Source organism: Nocardia sp. JW2, from assembly GCF_051843015.1.
GTDB lineage: Bacteria > Actinomycetota > Actinomycetes > Mycobacteriales > Mycobacteriaceae > Nocardia > Nocardia coubleae.
This window is the reverse complement of the sequence record NZ_JBPXLK010000030.1, coordinates 38,559-59,008: the sequence shown is the minus strand read 5'-3', so window position 1 is coordinate 59,008 and position 20,450 is coordinate 38,559. Positions and strand designations below refer to the sequence as shown.

Annotated in this window: 18 protein-coding genes and 1 pseudogene; 7 read left to right on the top strand and 12 right to left on the bottom strand. The window is 69.6% G+C overall.

What is annotated here, in order from left to right; genetic code table 11:
- Positions 1-36: 36 nt before the first annotated feature.
- The 8 genes from ACSVDM_RS27765 to ACSVDM_RS27730 all read right to left on the bottom strand — a co-directional run bounded on the left by ACSVDM_RS27765 (position 37) and on the right by ACSVDM_RS27730 (position 7,680).
- Positions 37-1,257 carry a cytochrome P450 family protein gene (locus ACSVDM_RS27765; protein WP_439268726.1) on the bottom strand — a complete coding sequence of 407 codons (1,221 nt, stop codon included), beginning with the start codon at positions 1,255-1,257 and terminating at the stop codon, positions 37-39.
- Complete coding sequence (locus ACSVDM_RS27760; protein WP_439268725.1) at positions 1,254-2,507, bottom strand: cytochrome P450; 1,254 nt, start codon at positions 2,505-2,507, stop codon at positions 1,254-1,256. The genes ACSVDM_RS27765 and ACSVDM_RS27760 overlap by 4 nt, the downstream gene beginning before the upstream one ends.
- On the bottom strand, positions 2,504-3,070 hold the full coding sequence (locus ACSVDM_RS27755; protein ID WP_067491890.1) for a GTP-binding protein: 567 nt from the start codon (positions 3,068-3,070) through the stop codon (positions 2,504-2,506). Before ACSVDM_RS27755 ends, ACSVDM_RS27760 begins: the two co-directional genes overlap by 4 nt.
- Positions 3,071-3,098: 28 nt before the next feature.
- Positions 3,099-3,437, bottom strand: coding sequence for a DUF742 domain-containing protein (locus ACSVDM_RS27750; protein WP_067491839.1), 339 nt, complete (start codon positions 3,435-3,437; stop codon positions 3,099-3,101).
- Complete coding sequence (locus ACSVDM_RS27745; RefSeq protein WP_067491837.1) at positions 3,437-3,844, bottom strand: roadblock/LC7 domain-containing protein; 408 nt, start codon at positions 3,842-3,844, stop codon at positions 3,437-3,439. The genes ACSVDM_RS27750 and ACSVDM_RS27745 overlap by 1 nt, the downstream gene beginning before the upstream one ends.
- Positions 3,841-5,217 (bottom strand): ATP-binding protein, encoded by a 1,377-nt coding sequence (locus ACSVDM_RS27740; protein ID WP_439268724.1) that lies wholly within the window; start codon positions 5,215-5,217, stop codon positions 3,841-3,843. The genes ACSVDM_RS27745 and ACSVDM_RS27740 overlap by 4 nt, the downstream gene beginning before the upstream one ends.
- A 247-nt stretch (positions 5,218-5,464) precedes the next feature.
- A complete protein-coding gene (locus ACSVDM_RS27735; protein ID WP_439268723.1) occupies positions 5,465-6,688 on the bottom strand; it encodes an SGNH/GDSL hydrolase family protein in 1,224 nt (407 codons plus the stop codon).
- On the bottom strand, positions 6,685-7,680 hold the full coding sequence (locus ACSVDM_RS27730; protein WP_439268722.1) for a saccharopine dehydrogenase NADP-binding domain-containing protein: 996 nt from the start codon (positions 7,678-7,680) through the stop codon (positions 6,685-6,687). Before ACSVDM_RS27730 ends, ACSVDM_RS27735 begins: the two co-directional genes overlap by 4 nt.
- A 117-nt stretch (positions 7,681-7,797) precedes the next feature.
- Between ACSVDM_RS27730 and ACSVDM_RS27725 the strand changes: the two genes are divergently transcribed.
- The gene (locus ACSVDM_RS27725) at positions 7,798-8,688 is read left to right on the top strand and encodes an AraC family transcriptional regulator (RefSeq protein WP_439268721.1); all 891 of its coding nucleotides are present in this window, start codon (positions 7,798-7,800) and stop codon (positions 8,686-8,688) included.
- On the opposite strand, the gene ACSVDM_RS27720 is transcribed toward ACSVDM_RS27725, so the two are convergent.
- The gene (locus ACSVDM_RS27720; protein ID WP_439268720.1) at positions 8,689-9,096 is read right to left on the bottom strand and encodes a RidA family protein; all 408 of its coding nucleotides are present in this window, start codon (positions 9,094-9,096) and stop codon (positions 8,689-8,691) included.
- Positions 9,097-9,150: 54 nt separating this feature from the next.
- Here ACSVDM_RS27720 and ACSVDM_RS27715 point away from each other — a divergent pair, with 54 nt between their 5' ends.
- The gene (locus ACSVDM_RS27715; protein ID WP_439268719.1) at positions 9,151-9,759 is read left to right on the top strand and encodes a TetR/AcrR family transcriptional regulator; all 609 of its coding nucleotides are present in this window, start codon (positions 9,151-9,153) and stop codon (positions 9,757-9,759) included.
- On the opposite strand, the gene bla is transcribed toward ACSVDM_RS27715, so the two are convergent.
- Positions 9,752-10,663 carry a class A beta-lactamase gene (gene bla, locus ACSVDM_RS27710; protein ID WP_439268731.1) on the bottom strand — a complete coding sequence of 304 codons (912 nt, stop codon included), beginning with the start codon at positions 10,661-10,663 and terminating at the stop codon, positions 9,752-9,754. The genes ACSVDM_RS27715 and bla overlap by 8 nt on opposite strands.
- A gap of 179 nt (positions 10,664-10,842) precedes the next feature.
- On the opposite strand from bla, the gene ACSVDM_RS27705 reads away from it, so the two are divergent.
- The 3 genes and pseudogenes from ACSVDM_RS27705 to ACSVDM_RS27695 form a co-directional block, all read left to right on the top strand.
- On the top strand, positions 10,843-11,709 hold the full coding sequence (locus ACSVDM_RS27705; protein WP_067637124.1) for a LysR family transcriptional regulator: 867 nt from the start codon (positions 10,843-10,845) through the stop codon (positions 11,707-11,709).
- A gap of 399 nt (positions 11,710-12,108) precedes the next feature.
- On the top strand, positions 12,109-13,044 hold the full coding sequence (locus tag ACSVDM_RS27700) for a serine hydrolase (RefSeq protein WP_439268730.1): 936 nt from the start codon (positions 12,109-12,111) through the stop codon (positions 13,042-13,044).
- Between the two features lie 126 nt (positions 13,045-13,170).
- Positions 13,171-13,491 (top strand): annotated as a pseudogene (locus ACSVDM_RS27695) (hypothetical protein); the annotation flags it as partial.
- 46 nt (positions 13,492-13,537) lie between these two features.
- On the opposite strand, the gene ACSVDM_RS27690 reads toward ACSVDM_RS27695, so the two are convergent.
- Positions 13,538-13,903: a hypothetical protein gene (locus ACSVDM_RS27690; protein WP_439268732.1), complete on the bottom strand. Its 366-nt coding sequence runs from the start codon at positions 13,901-13,903 to the stop codon at positions 13,538-13,540.
- A 68-nt stretch (positions 13,904-13,971) separates the two neighbouring features.
- Between ACSVDM_RS27690 and ACSVDM_RS27685 the strand changes: the two genes are divergently transcribed.
- Positions 13,972-17,871, top strand: coding sequence for an arabinosyltransferase domain-containing protein (locus tag ACSVDM_RS27685; protein WP_439268729.1), 3,900 nt, complete (start codon positions 13,972-13,974; stop codon positions 17,869-17,871).
- 73 nt (positions 17,872-17,944) lie between these two features.
- Here the strand turns inward: ACSVDM_RS27685 and ACSVDM_RS27680 are convergent, their stop codons facing one another.
- On the bottom strand, positions 17,945-19,087 hold the full coding sequence (locus ACSVDM_RS27680) for an alpha/beta hydrolase (protein WP_439268718.1): 1,143 nt from the start codon (positions 19,085-19,087) through the stop codon (positions 17,945-17,947).
- Between the two features lie 254 nt (positions 19,088-19,341).
- Between ACSVDM_RS27680 and ACSVDM_RS27675 the strand changes: the two genes are divergently transcribed.
- Positions 19,342-20,448 (top strand): metallophosphoesterase, encoded by a 1,107-nt coding sequence (locus ACSVDM_RS27675; protein WP_439268728.1) that lies wholly within the window; start codon positions 19,342-19,344, stop codon positions 20,446-20,448.
- The last annotated feature ends 2 nt before the right edge of the window (positions 20,449-20,450 follow it).

The window sequence follows — 20,450 nt, the reverse complement described above, 5'->3', positions numbered from 1 at the left end:
CCCCCCCCCCCCCCCCCCCCCCCCCCCCGACGCCGGTCAGTTCAGGGTGATCGGCAACGCGGCCAGATCGTTCTGGGTCAGCACCGGCAGGTTGCCGAGCTCGCTGTCGGGCACGGCCAGGCGCAGGTTCGGGAAGCGGGCGAACAGCGCGGGCAGCGCGATCGCGGCCTCGAGCCGTGACAGCGCCGCACCGGGGCAGATGTGCGGGCCGTAGCCGAAGGCGAGGTGGCGGTTGGCGGTCGAGCGGGTCACGTCGAACTCGTCGGCGGTCTCACCGTGCACGGCGAAGTCGCGGCCGACGGCACGGTAGGACATCACCACACCCTCGCCCTTCTCGATGACGGTGTCGCCCACGGTGATGTCCTCGGTGGCGAAGCGCATCAGCAGGTGCGAGACGGGCCCGTCCCAGCGCAGCGACTCCTCGATGACCTGCTTCCAGTCCACTTCGCCGGCAAGAACTTTCGCGAGCTGCTCGGGTTGGTTGAGCAGCGCGCGCACGGTGTTGACGATCAGGCTCACGGTGGTCTCGTGCCCGGCGGCGACGAGGGCTTTGATATTGCCGATCGCCTCCTCCTCGGTGAGCGCCTCGCCGCCCTCGTCCGCCACCACGAACGCCGAGGTGAGATCGTCGCCCGGATCGGCGATCTTCTTGCGCACCTGGTCGGTGAAGTACACGTCGAGCTCGCCGATCACGCGCAGGCGCTCGTCCTGCGGGGTCATCACCGAGAAGAACTTCTTGTACCAGTCGAGCAGCTGGGCGTGGTCCTCGCGGGCGACGCCCATCAGGTCGCCGACCACGCGCATGGGCAGCGGGTAGGCGAACACCTGCTTGAGATCCACCGGGGTGCCGTCGGCACCGGCCGCGGCGAGGTCGTCGAGGAGTTCGGCGGTGAGCGTCTCGATCCGCGGGCGCAGCTCCTCGAGCCGGCGCGGGGCAAGCGCCTGCGCGGTCTTGAGCCGAAGCCTGCGGTGTTCGGCGCCGTCGACACTGAACATCGAGCGGTCGACGTCGACCATCCCGATCAGCGGCCACTGGTTGCCCACCACGCCGTCGGCGAACAGTTTCCAGGCGTTGATGTCCTTGACCAGGCGGGAGTCGGTGGTCAGCTGACGGGCCAGGGCGTGGTCGGTGACGGTCCACACGGTCACCCCCATCAGGTCGATCCGTGTGATCGGCCCCGCGTCACGTAGTCGGGCGGTCTCCCCCGCGAGATCACCGACCATGGGGTCGATGGCGATAGGGCATTGCGAACTCACGAGAAACCTCCGACGGGTCGAACAGGGGTGAAACGAACGGGCAGTGCTTGCATGCCCCGAAGGAAAGCCGAAGGTCGCCGGGTGAGCTGGTCGGCCGGAACCGCCAGGTCGACATCGGGGAGCCGGTCGAGCAGCACCTCGATCCCGGTGCGCGCGATGATCTCGGCGATCTGCTGCGCCGGGTACGGGCAGCGGTATTCGCCGTAGCTGAACGCGAAGTGCGCGTTGTTGCCGGTGGGTACGGTGTCGCCGTCGGAGAACGACTGGCGCACATGCGGATCGAGATTCGCAGCGGCCAAGCCCAGCAGCAGCATGTCCCCGGCGCGGATGGTGCGGTCGCCCAGGCGCGTATCGCGGGCGGCCCAGCGACCGGCCAGGATGGAGGTCGGCCCCTCTTCCCAGAGCACCTCGTTCATGGCCTGGCCGACGCTGCGCCTGCCGCCACCGAGCGCGGCGGCGAAGCGTTCGTCGGTGAGCATCAGCCGCATCGAGCTGCCGAGCCAGTCGGCGGTGGTGAGGTGGCCCGCGGCGGCGATCGCCATCAGGTCGTTCATGTACTCCTCGTCGGTGAACGGCTCGGGATCGGCCAGCATCAACGAGGTGAGGTCGCCGCCGGGACGGGCCTTCTTGGCGGCGACGAGGCGGGCCATGTGCTCGGCGAAACGTATGTGCCCGGCCTGGGCGTCGGCGCCGCCGTCGGCGAGGGTCTTCATGGTCAGCGCCAGGTCGGCGGCATCGGCGTCGGGCAGGCCGAGGATGCGCCCGAGCGCGAGCACGGGCAGCGGTTCGGCGAATTCGGCGACCAGGTCGGCGGTGCCGCGCCCACAGAACCGGTCGACCAGCTGGTCGGCGAGTTCCTCACAGGCACGGCGCAATTCGAAGTGATCCACCGCGTCGAGAGCGGGTTCGACCATCGCCAGGTGACGACGGTGTTCGGCACCGGCGGTGAAGTAGATCGACGGCATCGGCCGCCCGACCATCGGCAGCAGCGGCCAGTCCTCGGGCACCCGCCCCCACTGGTTCCACAGCGACACATCGCGCGGGAACAGCACCGGATCGCTGGTCACCTGGTGCAGTTCGCGGTACCCGATCACCAGCCAGGCGGGGAAACCGCCGGGCAGTTCGACGGCGACGACCGGGCCGTGTTCGCGGCGCATCCGCCGGTACACCTCGTGCGGTTCGATATGGAACTCGGGACCGCTCAGCGGGACGGCGCCGGTGACCGGGCAGGCGCCTGCCGGTGTGCTCATGAGACGGTCTCCCCCTGTGGGACAACAGAATACAGGTGCTCGATCAGGGCGATGAGTACCTGTTTGCTCGATTCACGCGAGCGGGCGTCACACATCAGCAGCGGGACCGCCGGGTCAAGATCGAGCGCGTCGCGCACCGCCTCGGGGGCATGTGATTCACCGAAGTCGTTGCAGGCGACCACGAATGGCGTGCCCTGGTGTTCGAGACGGTCGATGGCGTACCAGGAGTCGGCGATGCGGCGCTGGTCGACGAGCACGATCGCACCGAGCGCACCGGCGAACAACCGGTCCCAGAGGAACCAGAACCGTTGCTGCCCAGGGGCGCCGAACAGATACAGGACGTGCTCGTCGTCGATGCTGATGCGGCCGAAGTCGAAGGCGACGGTGGTGGTCGACTTGCCAGGCACGCCGCTCGCGTCGTCGACGCCGACACCCACATCGGTCATCGTCGCCTCGGTGTCGAGGGGGCGGATCTCGCTCACCGACCGGACCAATGTCGTTTTGCCGACACCGAATCCGCCGATGATGACGATTTTCAACCCGTGCCGCGCCGTGCTGTGCAGCGGCGCCCGTGACCGCTCGGGTACGTCTTCAGAGCCTGCGAAGTCCAACGAGCACCTTCTCGAGGGTGGAAAGATCCAGATTCATCGCCGCCGACAGCGGAGGCCTGATGGTGATCTTGCCCGCGGCGAGCAGATCCGACAGCACAACCGTCGCCACGCCGACCGGCAGCCGCAGTTCGGCCGCGATCTCCACCACGGCGGTCGGCGCCCGGCACAGCTCGAGGATCGCGACCTGCTCGGAGGTCATGCCCGCGTTCGGCGCCGACTCGCTGACCACGAGGGTGACCAGGTCGAAGTCGTCGTCGGCGGGCATCCGGCCGCCGGTGAGGGTGTAGAACCGGTCGGGATCGTCATCGCGGCCGAGCATTACGGCGTCCCCCGGCGCGGCTGGGCGGCGAGGTGTTCGCCGAGCTGCTCGACCAGTTCGTGCATGGTGTGCCCGACCAGGCCCGCGTCGGCGTCCTCGGCGGCGATCACCGCTAAGTGCGCGCCGAGCCCGGCCTCGACCACGAACAGGATGCCGCCGTAGAACTCGGTCATCGACTGGCGGACTCCGCCTCGCCCGTCACCGAATTCGACGGAGGCCCCGTGTGCGAGGCTCTGGAAACCGGCGGCGATCGCGGCGAGCTGGTCGGCGCGGTCGGTGTCGAGTTCCGGGGTGTGGCAGATCTTGAGGCCGTCACCCGAGAGCAGCAGGGCGTGGCGGGTGCGTGGGGTGCGGGCGAGCAGTTTCTCGAGCAACCAGCCGAGATTGGTCGCGGCGGTGGTGGTCATCGGTCCTCCTGAGGGTCTGGGGCAGAGGCGGCGCTGCCTGTGCGCGGCTCGATGCGGGCAGAACGTTGGAAGGCGCCGAGTGCCGATGGTTTCGCCGGCGTCGCCTGGGTGGGCGCGGGCGGGGTGAGACCTTCGGGATGGACCTGCGCGAGCGTGCTGCCGCGACGGCGCTTGGGCAGCGCCGGAGTGGTCGCCGCGGGCAAGTGGGCGGCCTCACCGGCGGGCGGTGACACCTGGCGGGCGATGGCGTCGGCCCAGCCGAGGTCGCCGTTCTCGGTGTGCGGTGCCGGGCGCGGGGGCGGTGCGTCGAACTGGCCGAGGTTGGTGAGCTGGATGCCGCCGGTGTCGGCACGCTGGGTGGCGGGCGCGGCGTGACGGCCCGTGTCGCGGCCCCGGCGTTCGGCGCGGGCGGTGAGTTCGCGCGGGACGACGACGACCACCGCCGTGCCACCGATGGCCGAGGGCCGGTACGACACGGTGAGATCGTGTTTGCGCGCGAGGTTTCCGACCACGGCCAGCCCGAGCCGGGTGCCCGAGAGGGAGGCCAGGTCGGCGCCCTTGCCCTTGTGGTCGCGTCCGCTCACGGCGGCCTCGGCGCGGCGTAGGGCCGATTCGCTCATCACCAGACCGCTGTCCTCGATGGTGATGACAACGCCCGCGGGCACTTCCGCCGCGTAGACATGCACCTCGGTGGTGGGCGGGGAGAAGTTGCAGGCGTTGTCGAGCAGTTCGGCCAGCGCGTGCATCACGCCTTCGGCGGCGTGCCCGGCGATACCGACCTCGGCCACCGCGCGCAGTCGCACACGCTGGTACCCGGCCACTCGGCCCATCGCGCCACGCAGGATCGATTCCATCGCAATGGGCTTGGCCCAGCGCCGGCCGGTGCGGGCGCCGCTGAGCACCGCGATGCTGTCGGCGAGGCGGCCGGTCTGGGCGGTGCGGTGGTCGATGTGGAGCAGGTCGGTGAGCACGCGGGGGTCGGCGTGACGGTGTTCCATCTCGCGCAGTTCGGCGAGCATGCTGGTGGTCATGGCCTGGATACGGCTGGCGGCACCGGCGAACGCCGCGAGCGCGGCGGCACCGCGACGCGAGTTCTCCTGCGCTTCCCAGGCGTAGGCGGAGCTGTGTTCCTCGGCCTTCGCGATGCGCTGCGTCGCCTCGGCGACGGTGGCCGCCAACTGCTGTTCGGCGCGCTGAGCGGCGGCGGCGGAGAGGTCGGCTTTCGCGGTTTGGCGCAGCGCGACGAAAACCGCCGGACAGGCGATCAGCGCCGTGACCAATGCCCCGACCAGCACGGGAATGCCGATGAGAGGGGGCGCGAAAACCACGGTGAGCGCGGCGATCACCACGATGACCACTGCGGCGCTCAGCACCACATACCTCGCCGGTCCCGCTGTCGTGCGGTCCCCCGTCGCGTGCGTCACCGGCCCGACTTCCGCAGTAACCACAGGCCCCCAACCACCAATCCTCGAGCCAAACATGCAGCAAGGCAGCCCGTTTCGATAACGGGGCGAGCATAACGAGCCCTCGTCCCAACTGCCACTCGAGCAGTCAGGGTTCACCGGTTGTTGACCCGGTTGTCTCTTCCCGCGCTGGTGACAGCCTCGCCGCTGTCGAGCATCACAGCACGCCCGCGCCTGCTATGGCCGCCGCCATAGCACCGTAGCCGAGGTCGTTGGGGTGCAGATGATCTCCGCTGTCGAACTGTCGCGCCAGTCTGCTCCGGTCGTCCGGCGCGGCCAGCGCACGGTCCAGATCCACCACCGCGTCGAAGGCGTTGCCGGTGCGTATCCAGGTGTTCACCTGAGCTCGCAGGTCGTCCTTGCCCGGCGAGTAGTACACCGAACCACCGAACGGCAGCAGCGTCGCGCCGATGACGCGCACGCCCGCCGCGTCGGCCGCGCCGATCAGCTCGCGATAACCCGCGATGAGCTGGTCGGCCGAAACAACAGGGGACAACACGCCATCGGGTCCGGTGGTCCCGGCCAGGCCGATGTCGTTGATGCCGATGAGCACGATCACGGTGTCGACGCCGGGCTGTTCGAGGACGTCGCGGCGGAAACGGAGGCGGGCACTGTCCCCGAGCACGGTCGAGTCGGTGAGCAGCCGGTTGCCGCTGATACCCGCGTTGACGACCGCGTGCGGTCCGGTGCCCGGGTGGCGGGCGAGCTGGTCCGGGTAGCGCTGGTCGGTGTCGACCGTCGAGCGGTAGCCGTCGGTGATGGAATCGCCGAAGGCGACGGTGACCTCCCGTTCCGCGCCGATCGCGTCGATGCCCGTCAGGTAGTACCAGGATCGGGAGGTCTCGGTGAAGGGCGTCGCGGTCGGTTCGGCCGCGTGGTCGCCCGCGGCGCGGAAGCTGGTCGTGGCAGCTTGCGCGTGCTGGGTCGCCGGGCCGGTCGGGCGGGCGAAGTAGAGCGTGACGGTGACCGCCTCCCCGGCCGCGACCGGCAAGGGGATCGGGTCGCTGGCCGCCTCGGCGCCGGGGGCGACATCGAATGTCGTCGAGCGGGCCATTGTCAGCGGGAACACCGACCCGGGCACCAGCGCGGCGCCGCCTGCGCTGCGAGCCACCGTGGCACCCGCGACCGCCAACGGTTCGGTGCCATAGCGATTCGACAGCCGGACCCGGACCTGCGGGCCGCCGTCCGTCAGGCGGACGACCTGGCGGACGGTCTCGTCGGCAAAGCCGTCGGCCGACCAGTTCTGGGTCGCCGGATGCTGGGCGGCCGCCGCCCACACGCTCGACCACTCGGGTGCCGGCTCGCGCGTGCCACAGGCGACCAGCACCAGGACGGTCACCGTCGCGAGGAAGGTGACCGCCCGGCGGGCGGACTTGTTCATCCGAGCGACCAGGTCATGCCGAATTCGCCCAGTGCGTCGAGGAATTCGACCGGGTCGAACAGTTCGGCCGGTGACTGCGCGCCCGGTTTCGCGCCCGCGCCGATGCGGGTCGCTACCGCCACCGCGAGCTGGGCACTGTTGCGGTACGTGTCGGGCCCACTTCCGATGCCACGCAGCGTCTTTCCGGCGCGGTGGATGTCGACCACCATCGAATACGGAGCCGGGGCGGAGGGTGTTTCGGGCGCACGTTCCAGGTCGGCCTCGGTGACGGTGCCGACCATCGCGAAGATCTCCTTCGCCAGCACACCTTCCACCGAACCGGCCGCGGTGTGGCGCGGGATCGTCACCACGGCCGGCTGTGGGAACTTCACCACCGCGACAGGGTCGGTGGCGCCTGGCAGGAGCAGCGTGTCCCGGCGCGGCTGGGGGCCGGTGCGGAATTCACCGTCGGACCAGGAAAGACCACCACTGGTGAAGGCGTCCAGATTGCGCAGCACCGTGCGCATACTGCCACGTGAACCCTCCCCACCGGGTGCGACGACATGGCTGAGCACGATCTCGTCGGCACCGCCGAGCCGCCGCGCGCCGAGGTCGGCGAGCAGGTCACCGAACACGCCCGCCTCCGTGACGGCCGTGACCAGGGTGACGCCTGCGGCCTCGGCGAGCGGCCCGTATTCGTCGAACACCTTGCGGGCGAACAGTTGTTCGCCCGCGACATCCACATAGCTCGCGCCCGCGGCGACGGCGGCGCGCAGCACGCCCTCACCGGTTCCGGTGTAGTCGGGCAGCGTGCTGACGACCACGTCGATGCCGGTGAAGGCGGCGACCAGCGCGGAGTGATCGTCGGCTGCGGCGACCCGGACAGGTACGCCGAAGTCCGTCAGCCGCTGGGCGTTACGTCCCACGACGATGGTGTCGATTCCACGACGACCCAGTTCCGCCACCGCGAAACGGCCGACGTGTCCACTGGCCCCGTACACGGCGATCTTCATGTCCTGCTCCTTGTTCATTCGGTTGATGAACTCAGCGTATGGACATATCTCAGGACGTGAAATCATCCAGAATCCGCAGAAGATATCCAAACGTCTTCGGCGGTATTGTCATCGGTTATGGATCTGCTCAGCGATGTGCTGGCCACCGCGCGTACCGGTGACCCGGCGTCAGGGATGTTCGTGCGGCACGCGCCGTGGGGCCGCAGGTATCCGCTGATGGAGGGTGCCGGTTTCCATGTCGTCCTGCAGGGTTCGTGCTGGCTCACCAGGGCGGGGGCCGAACCCATCGCGCTCGGTACGGGGGACGCGGTGCTGATGCCGCGCGGGGTCGCGCACGGTCTGGTCGATCAGCTCACCAGCACGTTCACCGAGACCGCGGGACCCGACGACGTCCGCGTGGTCGACGGCCCCGGTGCCGCTTCTACCCTGCTGTGCGGGTCATATCACCTCGCCGCCGATCGCACCCATCCATTGCTGGCGGAATTGCCCGAGGTGGTGCACATTCCGGCCCGGCTCGGCACGCACGCGTCGTTGCGCGCCGCCGTCGACCTGCTCGCCGCCGAACTCACCGACGCCCGCCCCGGCGCCGACGCGGCCGTCCCACCGCTGCTCGACCTGCTCCTGCTCTATCTCTTGCGCGCCTGGCTCGCCGAAAGCGCCACCCACGACACCGCACGGTGGTCGGTGGCGTTCACCGACCCCGAACTGTCGCGTGCGCTGCGGGCCGTGCACGAGGACCCTGGTCACCACTGGACCGTCGAATCGCTCGGCGCCCGTGCGGGTTTGAGCCGGGCCGCGTTCGCCAAACGATTCACCACCCTGCTCGGCGAACCGCCACTGGCCTATCTCACCCGCTGGCGGATGCTCACCGCTGCCCGGCTTCTGCGCGAGACCGACCACCCGTTGGCCACCATCGCCGGGCGCACTGGCTACAGCTCCGAGTACGCCTTCGGCAAAGCCTTCAAACGTGAATACGGTGTGGCCCCCGGCCGGTACCGCGCAGGGTGATCAGTCGAGCACCGCGGTCGCCTCGACCTCGACGAGCAGGTCGGGTTCGCCCAGCGCCGCCACGCCGATCAGGGTGATCGGTTTGACCGGGTCGACACCCATTTTCGCGGCCGCGCGACTCACTCCTTCGCCCAGCAGCGGATATTTGTCGGCATTCCAGTCGACGACGTAGATCGTCAGCTTCGCGACGTCGTCGAAGGATCCGCCGATCGCGGTCATCGCGGTGCCCACATTCAGGTAGGCCTGTTCCACCTGGGCGGCGAAATCGCCGGCACCGACCGGATTTCCGTCGGCGTCGCGGGCCACTTGCCCGGCCAGGAAGACCAGGCGTGAGCCGGTCGCGATCGACAGCTGCCGGTACACATCGGGCTTGGGCAGCCCGTCCGGATTGATCAGTTCCACGGTCATGTTCGCTCCCATCGTCGGTGCCATAACCATAACGCTGTTATGTAATATGGCGCCATGGGTAGAACGCGGAATCCGGCGGTGCGGTCGATGCTGATCGAGCGGGCGGCGCAGATGGTCGCGGCGCGTGAACCGGTGACGCTGCGCGGGCTCGTCGCCGGGACCGAGGTGTCGACGATGGCCGTGTACACCTATTTCGACGGGATCGACGGGTTGTGGCGGGCGGTGCGGCAGGAGGGGTTCACCCGGTTGGCCGCGCGCCTCGCCCATGTGCCCGACACCGGCGATCCCGTGCGCGACCTGGCCGCCCTCGGCAGCGCCTACCTCGCCAACGCACTGGCCGAACCCGATCTGTACCGGGTGATGTTCGACGCCGGTTTCGAACTCGAGGACGCACCGGCCGCCGATGCGACGTTGGAACGGCTGGTGACGGCCGTGGCGAGGGCCCGCGACCTCGGCCGCTTCCGAGCCGAGGTCGACCCCCTCGAACTGGCGACGCAGAGCTGGGTGATCGGGCACGGGCTGGCCGCGCTGGTGGCGACCGGCCCGTTGCCCGCCGAGGCACTCGACCACGGCATCCCGATGCTCACCGCCCTGTTCGTCGGAGCGGGCGACGAACCGCGGCTGTGCGCCCGTTCCGTGCGGGCGGGGTGGCGGATCAATTGAGCTGGGCGACCGCCGCTTTCGTCGCCTCGGCCAGGAGTTCGTTGGACGGCTCGGCGTCCTGCTCGGATTTCGTCGACAGGACCGCGAGCACCAGGGGCGGGCGGTTCGGGGGCCAGGCGATGGCCACGTCGAGGGCCGAACCGTAGGCGGGGCTGCCGGTCTTGTCGCCGACAGTCCAGTCGGCGGGTAGACCGGCCTTGATGCGTTTGCCGCCGGTGGTGTTGGCCTTCAGCCAGTCGGCGAGCTGGGCGCGTTCGGGTTCGGCGAGGACATCACCGAGGACGAGGGCGCGGTAGTCGGCGGCCAGGGCGGCCGGGGTGGTGGTGTCGCGTTCGTCGCCTGGGATGGCGGTGTTGAGTTCGGTTTCCCAGCGGTCCAAGCGGGTCACGTTGTCACCGAGGGTGCGCAGGAACGCCGTGAAACCCGCTGGGCCGCCGAGCAATCGGAGCACCAGGTTGCCCGCCGTGTTGTCGGAGAGGGTGATGGTGGCATGGCAGAGGGCCGCTACGGTCATGCCGGTGTCGACGTGCTTCTCGGTTTCGGGTGAGAACTCGACCAGGTCGGCGGCGGTGTAGTGGATGACCTGGTCGAAGTAGCCGGTCGAGAGTGGATGCGCCTGCAGGAGGGCGCCACAGGCCAGGCCCTTGAAGGTGGAGGCGATGGGGAAACGCTCGTCGGCCCGGTAGGCGACGGTGGCGCCGGTTCCGGTATCGGTGACCGAGAGACCCAGTCGCGCATTGTATTTCGATTCCAAGGCGGCGTACTGGGTGGTGTCGGCGGACGCGGTGCCCGGTGCGGCCGAGGTGTCGCTCGGGGCCGCGGGTTCGGAGGAGCACGCGGTGAAGGTCAGCGTGGCGACCGCGAGTGCGGCGGCCGCGAGGCGTCTGCGGATCGGGTGCTCGATAGCGGAGGAAGTCACCGACGCACCACACCATCGCGGGCGGGGCGCGGCCAATACCGGATGCCGTCCGCGGCGAGTCGCGATCGATATCGCCGCAGTTCACGTGGGGTATCCGAGGCGATGCGCTGGGCACTTCGTCCGGTTCGGGCGAGTCGTTGCGTGACCGCTGGTTCAATGGCCCCATGGACCTGCTGCGCCACCTCCGGTTCTTCGTCGCCGTCGCGGACGAGGGCCATTTCGGGCGGGCGGCAGCGGCACTCGACATGACCCAACCACCGCTGTCCCAGGGTTTGCGTCGCCTGGAACAGCACCTCGACATCGAGCTCGTCCACCGGACCACCCAGGGCGCCGTGCTCACCCCGGCGGGCAGGCAGTTGCTGCCGCGCGCCCGGCTGCTCGTCGACGACGCCGATCGCCTGCTCGCCGAATCCCGGCGCATCGCCCAGCTCAGCGGCACCACCCGGTTCGCGGCGACCACCGCCTTGCCGGACCGTGTGGTCACCGCCTGCGTCACCGCGTTGCGGCCCGCGGACGGGACGGTGTCGACCACGATCGGCAGCACCGTCGACCTCGTCGCCGACGTGCGCTCGGGCATCTGCGATGTCGCGGTCATCGAACACCCGGCCCTGGTCGACGGTGTCGAAGCGGGCCCCGTCGTGAAACTCCCCCGCTGGCTGGTCGTTCCCGCCGGTCACCGCACCACCACCACCGAACGCCCCACCTTCCCCATGCTCACCGGTCTGCACTTCGCCCATCCCCCGCGTCCGGCCAACCCGCCCGCTTACGACGCGCTCCTCGATCTCCTGCGTGAACGCGGTCTCGACACTCCGTCGCTGCCCGCGCCCGACGACCGCGCTGTGCTGGCAGCGGTAGCCGCCGGAACCAGCTTCGGACTCACCACCACCCCACCCACTCCCACGCCGGGCGTCGCGTGGTTGACCTTGGCGCCGCAGTCGGTCGCGTTGCGGGTCAGGGTGATTCGGCGGACTGATACGCGCGGGCAGGCGGACGTGCTCGATCGCGTGCTGTACCGGGAGCGGTTGCGGTGACGGTGCGAATCACCCGTCTGTGCGCGATGAGGTGTATACGAGCAGGTGTTTTGTGTGCTGATCGATATGGCTCGACCGGCGCACAGGCCGAGTTCACGCCGGTCGAGAGGCGGAACGCGCAGATCGAGTCCCCGTCGCCTCGGTCGCGAGGGGTTGCTGCGCGGATCGCTGGCCGAGGACGAGGACGTGGTGTGGGAGACCTATGCGCGCTGGTACGCGATGAGCGAACAGCGCCGCGCCGAGGTGACCACGCCCGGCGTGCGGAGCACGCGCCGGGACGACCGCTGCCACCACGGCCGGGCGAGGCCACCGAAGCACGGACGATTCTCGCGGCGGAAGATCGGTGCGCCGGGGGCGTCGCGTGACTGTTCGGAGCGCGCGGTGAGCCGTTCGTTCGACATGCTGCGTGCGGGGTCGGGGTTCGTGGCTGCCGATCAGGCTGCTCCGACGGCCGCGGACAGGATTCGGGCGGTGTTCGCGGATGCCGGGTGCAGTGGGTGGCTGCATGCGCGGCGGTGTGACGGTTCGGCGGCGGAGATCTCGGTGGATGGGCGGGATCGGGTGGTGATGGCGTCGGTGTACAAACTGCTGTTGTGCGTGGCGTTCTACCGCGAGGTGGATCACGGGCGCATCGATCCGGCGGGCAGGCTCACCATCGATCCCGCCGACTGCACCCCGGGCCCGACCGGTATTGCCGCAATGCACGATCCGATCACGCTGAGCCGTCGCGACCTGGTGACTTCGATGATGACGGTGTCCGACAACGCCGCCGCCGACGTTCTTCTCGGTGAACTCGGGCTGGCCGCCGTCACCGACATGGCCGTCGAACTCGGTCTCACCGAAACCCGGGTCGTCGGCGGCACCGCCGATCAGCACCGAAGTCTGGTGCGCGACACCGACACCCACAGCACCGCCGAGGCGTTCGCGGCGCTGGCCGACAACGACGAGGCGTGGACGGTGTCGGCCTACGATCCCGCCTATGCCAGCGCGACCACTCCCGAGGAGATGACGCGTCTGCTGTGGCGGCTCTGGTCCGGCGGCGTGTTGTCGACGGAGAGCACGGAATTCGTGCGCGCGGTCATGCGCAACCAGATCTGGCCGCACCGTGTCGCTGCCGGCTTCCCACATCGCGGTGTCGTGGTCGCGGGCAAGACCGGCACCGTCGGCATCATCCGCAACGAGGTCGCGGTCGTCGAATTCCCCGGCGAAATCCCCGTCGCCGTCGCGGTCTTCACCCGCGCGGCCCGCGCCGACCCCGCCCTCCCCGTCGTCGACGCCGCCATCGGCGAGGCTGCCCGCATCGCCGTCACCGAACTCCGCCGCCCCACCCCCTGACCCCCTCCTGGACAAACGATCACCACTCTCTGGTGGTGTTCGGCTCTCGGGCGATGCCGCCATCAGAGCGTGGTGATCTCGAAGTGACTGGGTGCGAGCCGGTTCGACGGCCTAGCATCGTCATTCGTGGGTGGAGATTCCGGCTTCGGCCGAGCGAAAATTGGTGGGATCGTGGCGGGGGCGCTCGGTTTGTTGCTGGCGGTTCTCGTCCCGCTGCTTCCTGTGCAGCAACAGCGCGCGAGCCTGGATTGGCCGCAGGACAAGTCGCTACAGGTCAGCGCACCGCTCGTGGACTACGTGCCGCTGAGCCTCGATCTACGCATCCCCTGCACCGCCCTACAAGGTTTCACCGGCGGAACCGTCCTGTCCACCGTCCCACCCCAAGCTCCCCGAGCAGGCTCCAAGGGCCTGGTCGCCCGCATCGAGGACCGCCCGGACCAGGGCCGCACGCTGTCGATGGTGTTGCGCGACCGCCTATTGCTGAGCGTCCCCCTCACCAGCCTCCCCACCGATCCCGCAGCGCCTGGGGTAGAGGGAACACCCTTGCCCTCGGCGCCTGCCGCACCATCGGGAGCACCATCGGGAGCGCCCTCGGCAGCACCGTCAGCAGCGCCGTCAGCAGCGCCCTCAGCAGCACCGTCAGCAGCGCCCTCAGCAGCACCGCCGGCAGCACCCTCAGCAGCACCAGTGGGGACACCGCCGGCAGCACCGTCAGGCGCACCCTCAGCAGCACCAGTGGGGACACCGCCGGCAGCACCGTCAAGCGCACCCTCAGCAGCACCAGTGGGGACACCGCCGGCAGCACCGTCAAGCGCACCCTCAGCAGCACCAGTGGGGGCACCGCCGGCAGCACCGTCAAGCGCACCCTCGGCTGCACCGGTGGGGGCGCCGGCGAGCAGCGCTCCATCGGCAGTGCCTGATAGTGGCGTGGCGCCAGGCTCGGCGGACGGTGGCTGTGCGCTTGTCGTCTTCTCCGATGCGGGGAGCACCAGTGCCGAGATCGTCGGAGTGGCGGCACGGGACGGCGCGGTGTTGCGGACGGCTGTGCAGGGTGATGTGCGACCGCAGGTCGTCGGTGTGTTCACCGAACTCGATCGGGGGCGGCTCGGTGATGCGGGGTTGCACGCCGAGATCGACGCGCGGTTCTCGTCGAGTCCGAGTGGGTGGAAGCTGGCGGCGATCATCGGTGCGGTGCTGTGCACGCTGGTGGCGCTGATCTGCCTGCACCGCAGTGACCTTCGCGACGGCAGGCGCACCCGCCGACTACTTCCGATGGGCTGGTGGCGGTTGCGCGCGGTCGACGCGACCGTGGCGGGCGTGCTGGTCGTGTGGCATGTGATCGGGGCGAACAGTTCCGACGACGGGTACATCCTCACGATGGCCCGGTCCGCGCGCGAGGCCGGGTATACGGCCAACTACTACCGGTGGTTCCAGGTGGCGGAGGCACCGTTCGGCTGGCCGTACGAGGTGCTCGCCTGGATGAGCAGGGTCAGCGAGGCAGGCGTGTGGATGCGGTTGCCCGCGTTGCTCGCCGGACTCGTGTGCTGGCTGGTACTCAGCCGGGAAGTACTGCCCCGCTTGGGCATTGCCGCGAACCGCTGGGCGGTGTGGACCGGTGCGCTGGTGTTCCTCTCGATCTGGCTGCCGTACAACAACGGTCTGCGTCCGGAACCCTTGATCGCCGTCGGGGTGCTGGTCACCTGGTGCTCGATGGAGCGCGCGGTGGCGACACGGCGTGTGCTGCCGGCCGCCGTCGCCGTGCTCGTCGCGGCATTCTCATTGGCCGCCGGTCCCACCGGATTGATCTGCACGGCAGCGCTTCTGGCCGCTTCACGCCCGGTTCTGCGCACCATCGTCGCCCGCTCCGGCTCCACTCCGAGCGGATACGCGATGCTGCTCGCACCGATCGCCGCCGCCGGAACACTCGTTCTCGTTGTGGTCTTCGCCGACCAGACCCTGGCGACCGTCCTCGAAGCCACCCGCGTCCGCCAGCTCGTCGGCCCCGACATGTCCTGGTTCGAGGAACGCACCCGCTGGGACACCCTGCTGTCGGTGAACCCCGACGGTTCCCTCGCCCGCCGCTTCGGCATCCTCGCCATGCTGCTGTGCCTGATCATCGGCGTCCTCACCACCTTGCGCCACGGGCGCGTCCCCCGCACCGCCCGCGGACCGGTAACCCGCCTGCTCGCAGTGGTTTTCATGGCACTACTGCTGATGATGTTCACCCCCACCAAGTGGACCCACCACTTCGGCGTGTACGCGGGCTTGGCCGCCGCCCTCGCCGCCGTCACCGCAGTCGCCTTGAGCCGCAAGATCATTCACGCCGCCTACGTCCGCACCCTCTTCACCGCAGCGGTCCTGTTCCTCCTCGCGGTAAGCCTCACCGGCTCCAACGGCTGGTGGTACGTCTCCGGCTACGGCGTCCCCTGGCCCGACCGCGCCCCCACCCTCGACAACATAAGCCTGTCCACCCTCGCCCTCACCGCCACCGCCGCAACCCTCCTCCTCGCGCTCTACCAGTACTACCGCGAACCCCGCCCGCGCGAGAGCGGCACCCAGGCACCCGCTGGCGACCACATCAGCCAACCGCGCATATCTGAGTACGAGACCCGGCCTGGCTCCGTCGAGAACGACAGCGATCTCGACGTAACCGAGCCAGGGACCCGCTCCCGCTCATCCGAGCACGACCGCCGGTCAGTCGACGCCGCGCACAGCGAGCCGAGTGTGCCTGGACGCGAGGACAATCCGCTGCCACTCGATAGTGACGTACCCACAGCCGCCGACCACCCCGTACAGGCCGGAAGATCGACTGGTGCCGAGCACGCCAGCGCACCCGACGAATCCCAGCGCAGCGACCATTCACCGTCACACGAGCAAGACGACCTTCCGACGGCCGCCGACAAACCAGGCGCACCCACGCAGGCCGGCCAACTAGGGGCCGAGCACGATAGCGACCTCGCCGATTCCCTGCGCGACAGCCATTCACCGTCACCCGAGCATGACTCCCAGCCGGCGGGCGACAACCCGCGCACCGCCGGGCGCGACAACCCAATCGTCGACGAGCGCGGCGCATCACTGCCCGACACCACGCAGGACGGTGAGCCTCGCATCTCGCAGGCCGACCGAAGGGTGCCGTTTGCTGGGAAGTGGGCTGCGGCTGGTCGTTTCAAAGTCGCCCCGGTCGCGCCGCTGACTCTGGTTGCGGCAGCGCTGGTGCTGTTCGAGGTGGGTTCGCTCGCTTCCGCGGCGATCTCCCAGTACCCCGCCTACTCGGTCGGCCTGTCCAACCTGCGCGCCCTCGGCGGCAACCCCTGCGCCATGGCCGACGACGTCCTGGTCGAAACCAACACCGCCGACTCCCTGCTCACCCCGTACACCGGCACCATCGCCGACAGCCTCGCCGCTGAGAACACCGGCTTCACCCCAAACGGCGTTGGCAGCCTGGCCCCGGACCCCGGCCCCGGCCAGTCGTCCGCACCACCCTCCGGCTCCGGTCCCGGCGGTGGAGGGCCAGGTAGCGGCCCCGGCGGCGCACCGAGCGGTCCGAACGGCGGGGCAGCCGGTTCTCCACAAGGTGGACCCAGCGGTGGAGGACCACGCGCCCCCAGCGGCCCACCACCCAGTGGCAGCGCAGGGGGCCCCGGCGCCGGCCAGAGTGGCGCCGCACCCGGCGGTCCGACTGGTGCCGCCCCCAGCGGCCCGAATGGTGCGGCGACCGGTCCAGCGCCAGGTGGTTCGGCACCCGGTGCCGGCGCAGGGCCCAGCAGCGGCGGCCTGAGTGGCAGCGCGCCCGCAGGGCCGAACGGCGCCATCCCCGGCGGACAACCGAGTGGCAACGAAGTACCGCGCGGGACAAACGGCGGCCCGGCGGGCGCTCCAGGCGGGCCGAGCGATGGCATGCCAGGCGCTGCCGCAGGACCTGGCAATGGCGCACCAGCCGGAGCCCCAGGACCAGGCAACGGCGCACCGACTGGAGCCGCAGGACCAAGCGGGATAGGGATTGCCGGTGTCAACGGGAGCACTGTGGCGCTGCCGTTCGGGCTTGCTCCCGAGCGAACGCCGGTACTCGGTAGTTACGCCGTGGGAGAGCCTCGCGCCAGCAAGTTGATCACCCAGTGGTTCCGGATGGATCTGGCAGCGGTGCTGCGTGATCCGGCTTATCGGGTGTTGATCCTCACCGTTGCCGGACGCATCGAAGGAGTGGGCCCTGATGGGGCACCGATGCCGGGACAGCGGCTCCGCGTGGAGTTCGGTCGGGAGGCCGGCGGCACGTTCTCCCTGTTGGGCGAGGTGCCCCCGCCGAGTGTGGGCGGCGCACCGGGGTGGCGGAATCTTCCAGTCGCACTGGATCGGATTCCGGTGGGCACCAACGCCGTTCGCCTCATCAGCGAGGGTGACCCCGATCCGATGCAGTGGGTGGCACTCACCCCACCACGCCTGCCGAAACTGACAACGCTGAACACGATGGTCGGTGAAGAGAACCCGGTACTCGCGGATTGGCATGTGGGCCTGGCCTTCCCATGCCAGCGCCCCTTCGATCATCGAGCAGGCGTGGCGGAGATGCCGATCTGGCGCATCCTCCCCGACAAACTCAACGCCCAGGTCTCCGAAACCTGGCAGGGCGACACCGGCGGCGGCCCCCTCGGCTGGACCGGCATGCTCATGCGGTCGCAAACCATCCCGTCCTACCTGGCCGACGACTGGACCCGCGACTGGGGTGAACTCCAACGCCTCACCCGCCTGATCACCGCACCCCCCGCCGAGATCACCATCGACACCGAACCCACCTGGGGCTGGTCCACCGCCGCACCGATCAGAACAGACTGATCACAAGCGCAACCAGCCGAAACGACAACCGCCGCTGTCCAGAAGGGCAGCGGCGGTTGGATTGTGGGACAACCTACTTCGGCGGTGCACCACCGGCCGGCGGCTCCGCACCGGGAGCACCCGGGGGCGCGGCGGCGGCGGGTGGCTTGGCGCCTGCGGGCAGGGGCTTGCCGATGTGGGGTGCCATGTCCGGCATCAAACGGATCGCCACCTGTTCCCAGGTGCCCCAGTTGTGGATGCCGATATCGGGGAAGTCGTAGCTCACGTTGGTGTAACCCAGTGCGGTGAGGCGCTTTTCGAAGGAACGGGTGTTGGCGAGGGCGATCGCTTCCAGCGGCATGCCCTGGGTGATCGCGTCGATGGACGACAGATCCTGATCGGCGGGCTTGGCGCTACCGGCCGAGATGTAGAGGCGGGTGTTGTTCGCGATCAGCTTCTCGGCGAAGCCGTAGGGGTCCATCCGCCGCCACTTCTCGCTGCCCGCGGGCGCCATCGCCTCGATGTTGTACCCGCCGCTGGCGATCATGGCCGCACCGAGCGCCTCCCGCATACCGGGCATCGACATGTGCAGGTACCCCGACAGCGACCCCGCATAGCTGAACTGCTCGGGGTAATAGGCCGCCATCAACAGCGCCGCACTGCCACCACTGGACAGCCCGAGCACACCATTGCGCGTGGAACTGAACCCCAACCGCGACTTCAAAGCCTCGGGCAGCGTCTTGGTGATGAAGGTTTCCCACTGGTAGGCGGTGGTTTTGCCCTGGGTGTCCTCCCAGCCACCGATGGCCGAACCGGAGTCGGCGCTCGGCAGCATCGACCCGTCGGGGTTCACTCCGTTGAAGCTGCTCGGCTGCTCCCAGTCGGCGTAGAAGCTGGACTGCCCGCCGACCGGCATCACCACATTGATGTTGAACTTCGCCATCTGCGCCGGGATGGAGGTGTGCTTCTCCCAGCCGTTGAGGTCGTTCTCGGCGCGTTCACCGTCGAGCAGGTACACCACCCGGTCCGTGTTGCCGTCGGCCGCGCGCACGATGCGCGTGTTGATGGTGCCCATCGACGACTCGACCGCGAAGTCGATCGCGTTCGGATCGGCATCGGCAGCCGCCGGAACCACCATCCCGAACGGCAGCAACACCGCCGCCGTGACCCCGATCAGGGTCCGCCGGACCCGCCCGGATCGGCGCGCAGGCGCCCCTCCCCCGTTTACGCCACGCATGATCGACCTTTCGCTGACGCGGCCACGCCGCTCCCCACACGACCCGCCCCCACGGCGATGTCCTGCCGCGCAGCATAGCGCGCCCGGCAGCCACCGGCACATACCGAATTACGGTGCGACGCAGCCACCTTCACCGGCCTGGGCTTTCACCACGGCACCGGTGACGATCCGGGCGCTACGCTGGTGAGGAAATTCGTGCCGCGACCCCGGCGGCCCCTGCAGAACGGGACCCCGTGAAGCTCGCTGTACGCCTGATGTTCGTGCTGATCCCAGCCTTGCTGCTGGCCCTGCCCTGGTGGACTCTGGTCTGGGCACCCACCGGCGGTACCGGAACGCTGTTCTGGATCGGGACCGCCGTCGTCGCGGCCCTGTTCGCCTGCCTGCCGGTGGCGATGTTCCTCGGGCACGGCCCGGCCCAATCCGACCCGGCGGTGATCGTCGGCGACGCCCTGCTCGGGGTGTCCTGGGTGTTCTTCGCCTGGTCGGTCATCGGCGTGTTCGTCCGCGGCGCGCTGACGGTGATCGGTGTCGACGACCCCGCCCGCCCGGTCGCGGCGGGGGTGGCGATCACCGCGCTCGCCCTCACCGGCTGGGGCGTGTACGAGGCACGCCGGGTGCCGCGCGTGCGCACGGTCGACGTGGCCATCCGCGGCCTCGCCCCCGGCCTCGACGGTCTGCGCATGGTTGTCGTCACCGACACACACTACGCCGCGCTGAACCGCGTGCGCTGGTCGGAGAAGGTGGTCGACGTGGTGAACGACCTCGAACCCGACATCGCCTGCCACGCCGGCGATCTCGCCGACGGCTCGGTCGAGAAACGCCAGACCCAGGTCGACCCGCTCGGCAAGGTCGTCGCGCCGCTCGGCCGCTTCTACATCACCGGCAATCACGAGTACTTCGGCGACGTGCAGGGCTGGATCGACTACATGGCCGGCCTCGGCTGGCAGCCACTGCACAACGAACACCGCACCCTCACCCGCGACGGTGACCGGCTGGTCATCGCCGGAATCGACGACCCGACCGGGCGCGGACTCCCCGGTCACGGCCCCGATCTGCCCGCCGCCCTGACCGGTGCCGACCCCGACCTGCCGGTGGTGCTGCTCGCCCACCAGCCCAAGCAGATCGCCGACGCCGTCGCGGCCGGGGTGGCGCTGCAGATCTCCGGTCACACCCACGGCGGTCAGATCTGGCCGTTCCACTACCTGGTGCGACTGGATCAGCCGGTCGTGGCCGGGCTGAGCAGGCACGCGAACAACACCCAGCTCTACACCAGCCGTGGCACCGGGTTCTGGGGACCGCCGCTGCGGGTGTTCGCACCCAGCGAGATCACCGTCCTGGTGCTCCACCCGGAGCCCGCCTGAAC

What these genes read in the sequence shown, in the direction of transcription:
- ACSVDM_RS27760 (WP_439268725.1), bottom strand. Translation starts at nt 2,507, where the DNA reads ATGAGCACACCGGCAGGCGCCTGCCCGGTCACCGGCGCCGTCCCGCTG.
- ACSVDM_RS27735 (WP_439268723.1), bottom strand. Translation starts at nt 6,688, where the DNA reads ATGAACAAGTCCGCCCGCCGGGCGGTCACCTTCCTCGCGACGGTGACC.
- ACSVDM_RS27725 (WP_439268721.1), top strand. Translation starts at nt 7,798, where the DNA reads ATGGATCTGCTCAGCGATGTGCTGGCCACCGCGCGTACCGGTGACCCG.
- ACSVDM_RS27730 (WP_439268722.1), bottom strand. Translation starts at nt 7,680, where the DNA reads ATGAAGATCGCCGTGTACGGGGCCAGTGGACACGTCGGCCGTTTCGCG.
- ACSVDM_RS27680 (WP_439268718.1), bottom strand. Translation starts at nt 19,087, where the DNA reads ATGCGTGGCGTAAACGGGGGAGGGGCGCCTGCGCGCCGATCCGGGCGG.
- ACSVDM_RS27675 (WP_439268728.1), top strand. Translation starts at nt 19,342, where the DNA reads ATGTTCGTGCTGATCCCAGCCTTGCTGCTGGCCCTGCCCTGGTGGACT.
- ACSVDM_RS27750 (WP_067491839.1), bottom strand. Translation starts at nt 3,437, where the DNA reads ATGCTCGGCCGCGATGACGATCCCGACCGGTTCTACACCCTCACCGGC.
- ACSVDM_RS27700 (WP_439268730.1), top strand. Translation starts at nt 12,109, where the DNA reads ATGCTGCGTGCGGGGTCGGGGTTCGTGGCTGCCGATCAGGCTGCTCCG.
- ACSVDM_RS27745 (WP_067491837.1), bottom strand. Translation starts at nt 3,844, where the DNA reads ATGACCACCACCGCCGCGACCAATCTCGGCTGGTTGCTCGAGAAACTG.
- ACSVDM_RS27715 (WP_439268719.1), top strand. Translation starts at nt 9,151, where the DNA reads ATGGGTAGAACGCGGAATCCGGCGGTGCGGTCGATGCTGATCGAGCGG.
- ACSVDM_RS27705 (WP_067637124.1), top strand. Translation starts at nt 10,843, where the DNA reads ATGGACCTGCTGCGCCACCTCCGGTTCTTCGTCGCCGTCGCGGACGAG.
- ACSVDM_RS27720 (WP_439268720.1), bottom strand. Translation starts at nt 9,096, where the DNA reads ATGACCGTGGAACTGATCAATCCGGACGGGCTGCCCAAGCCCGATGTG.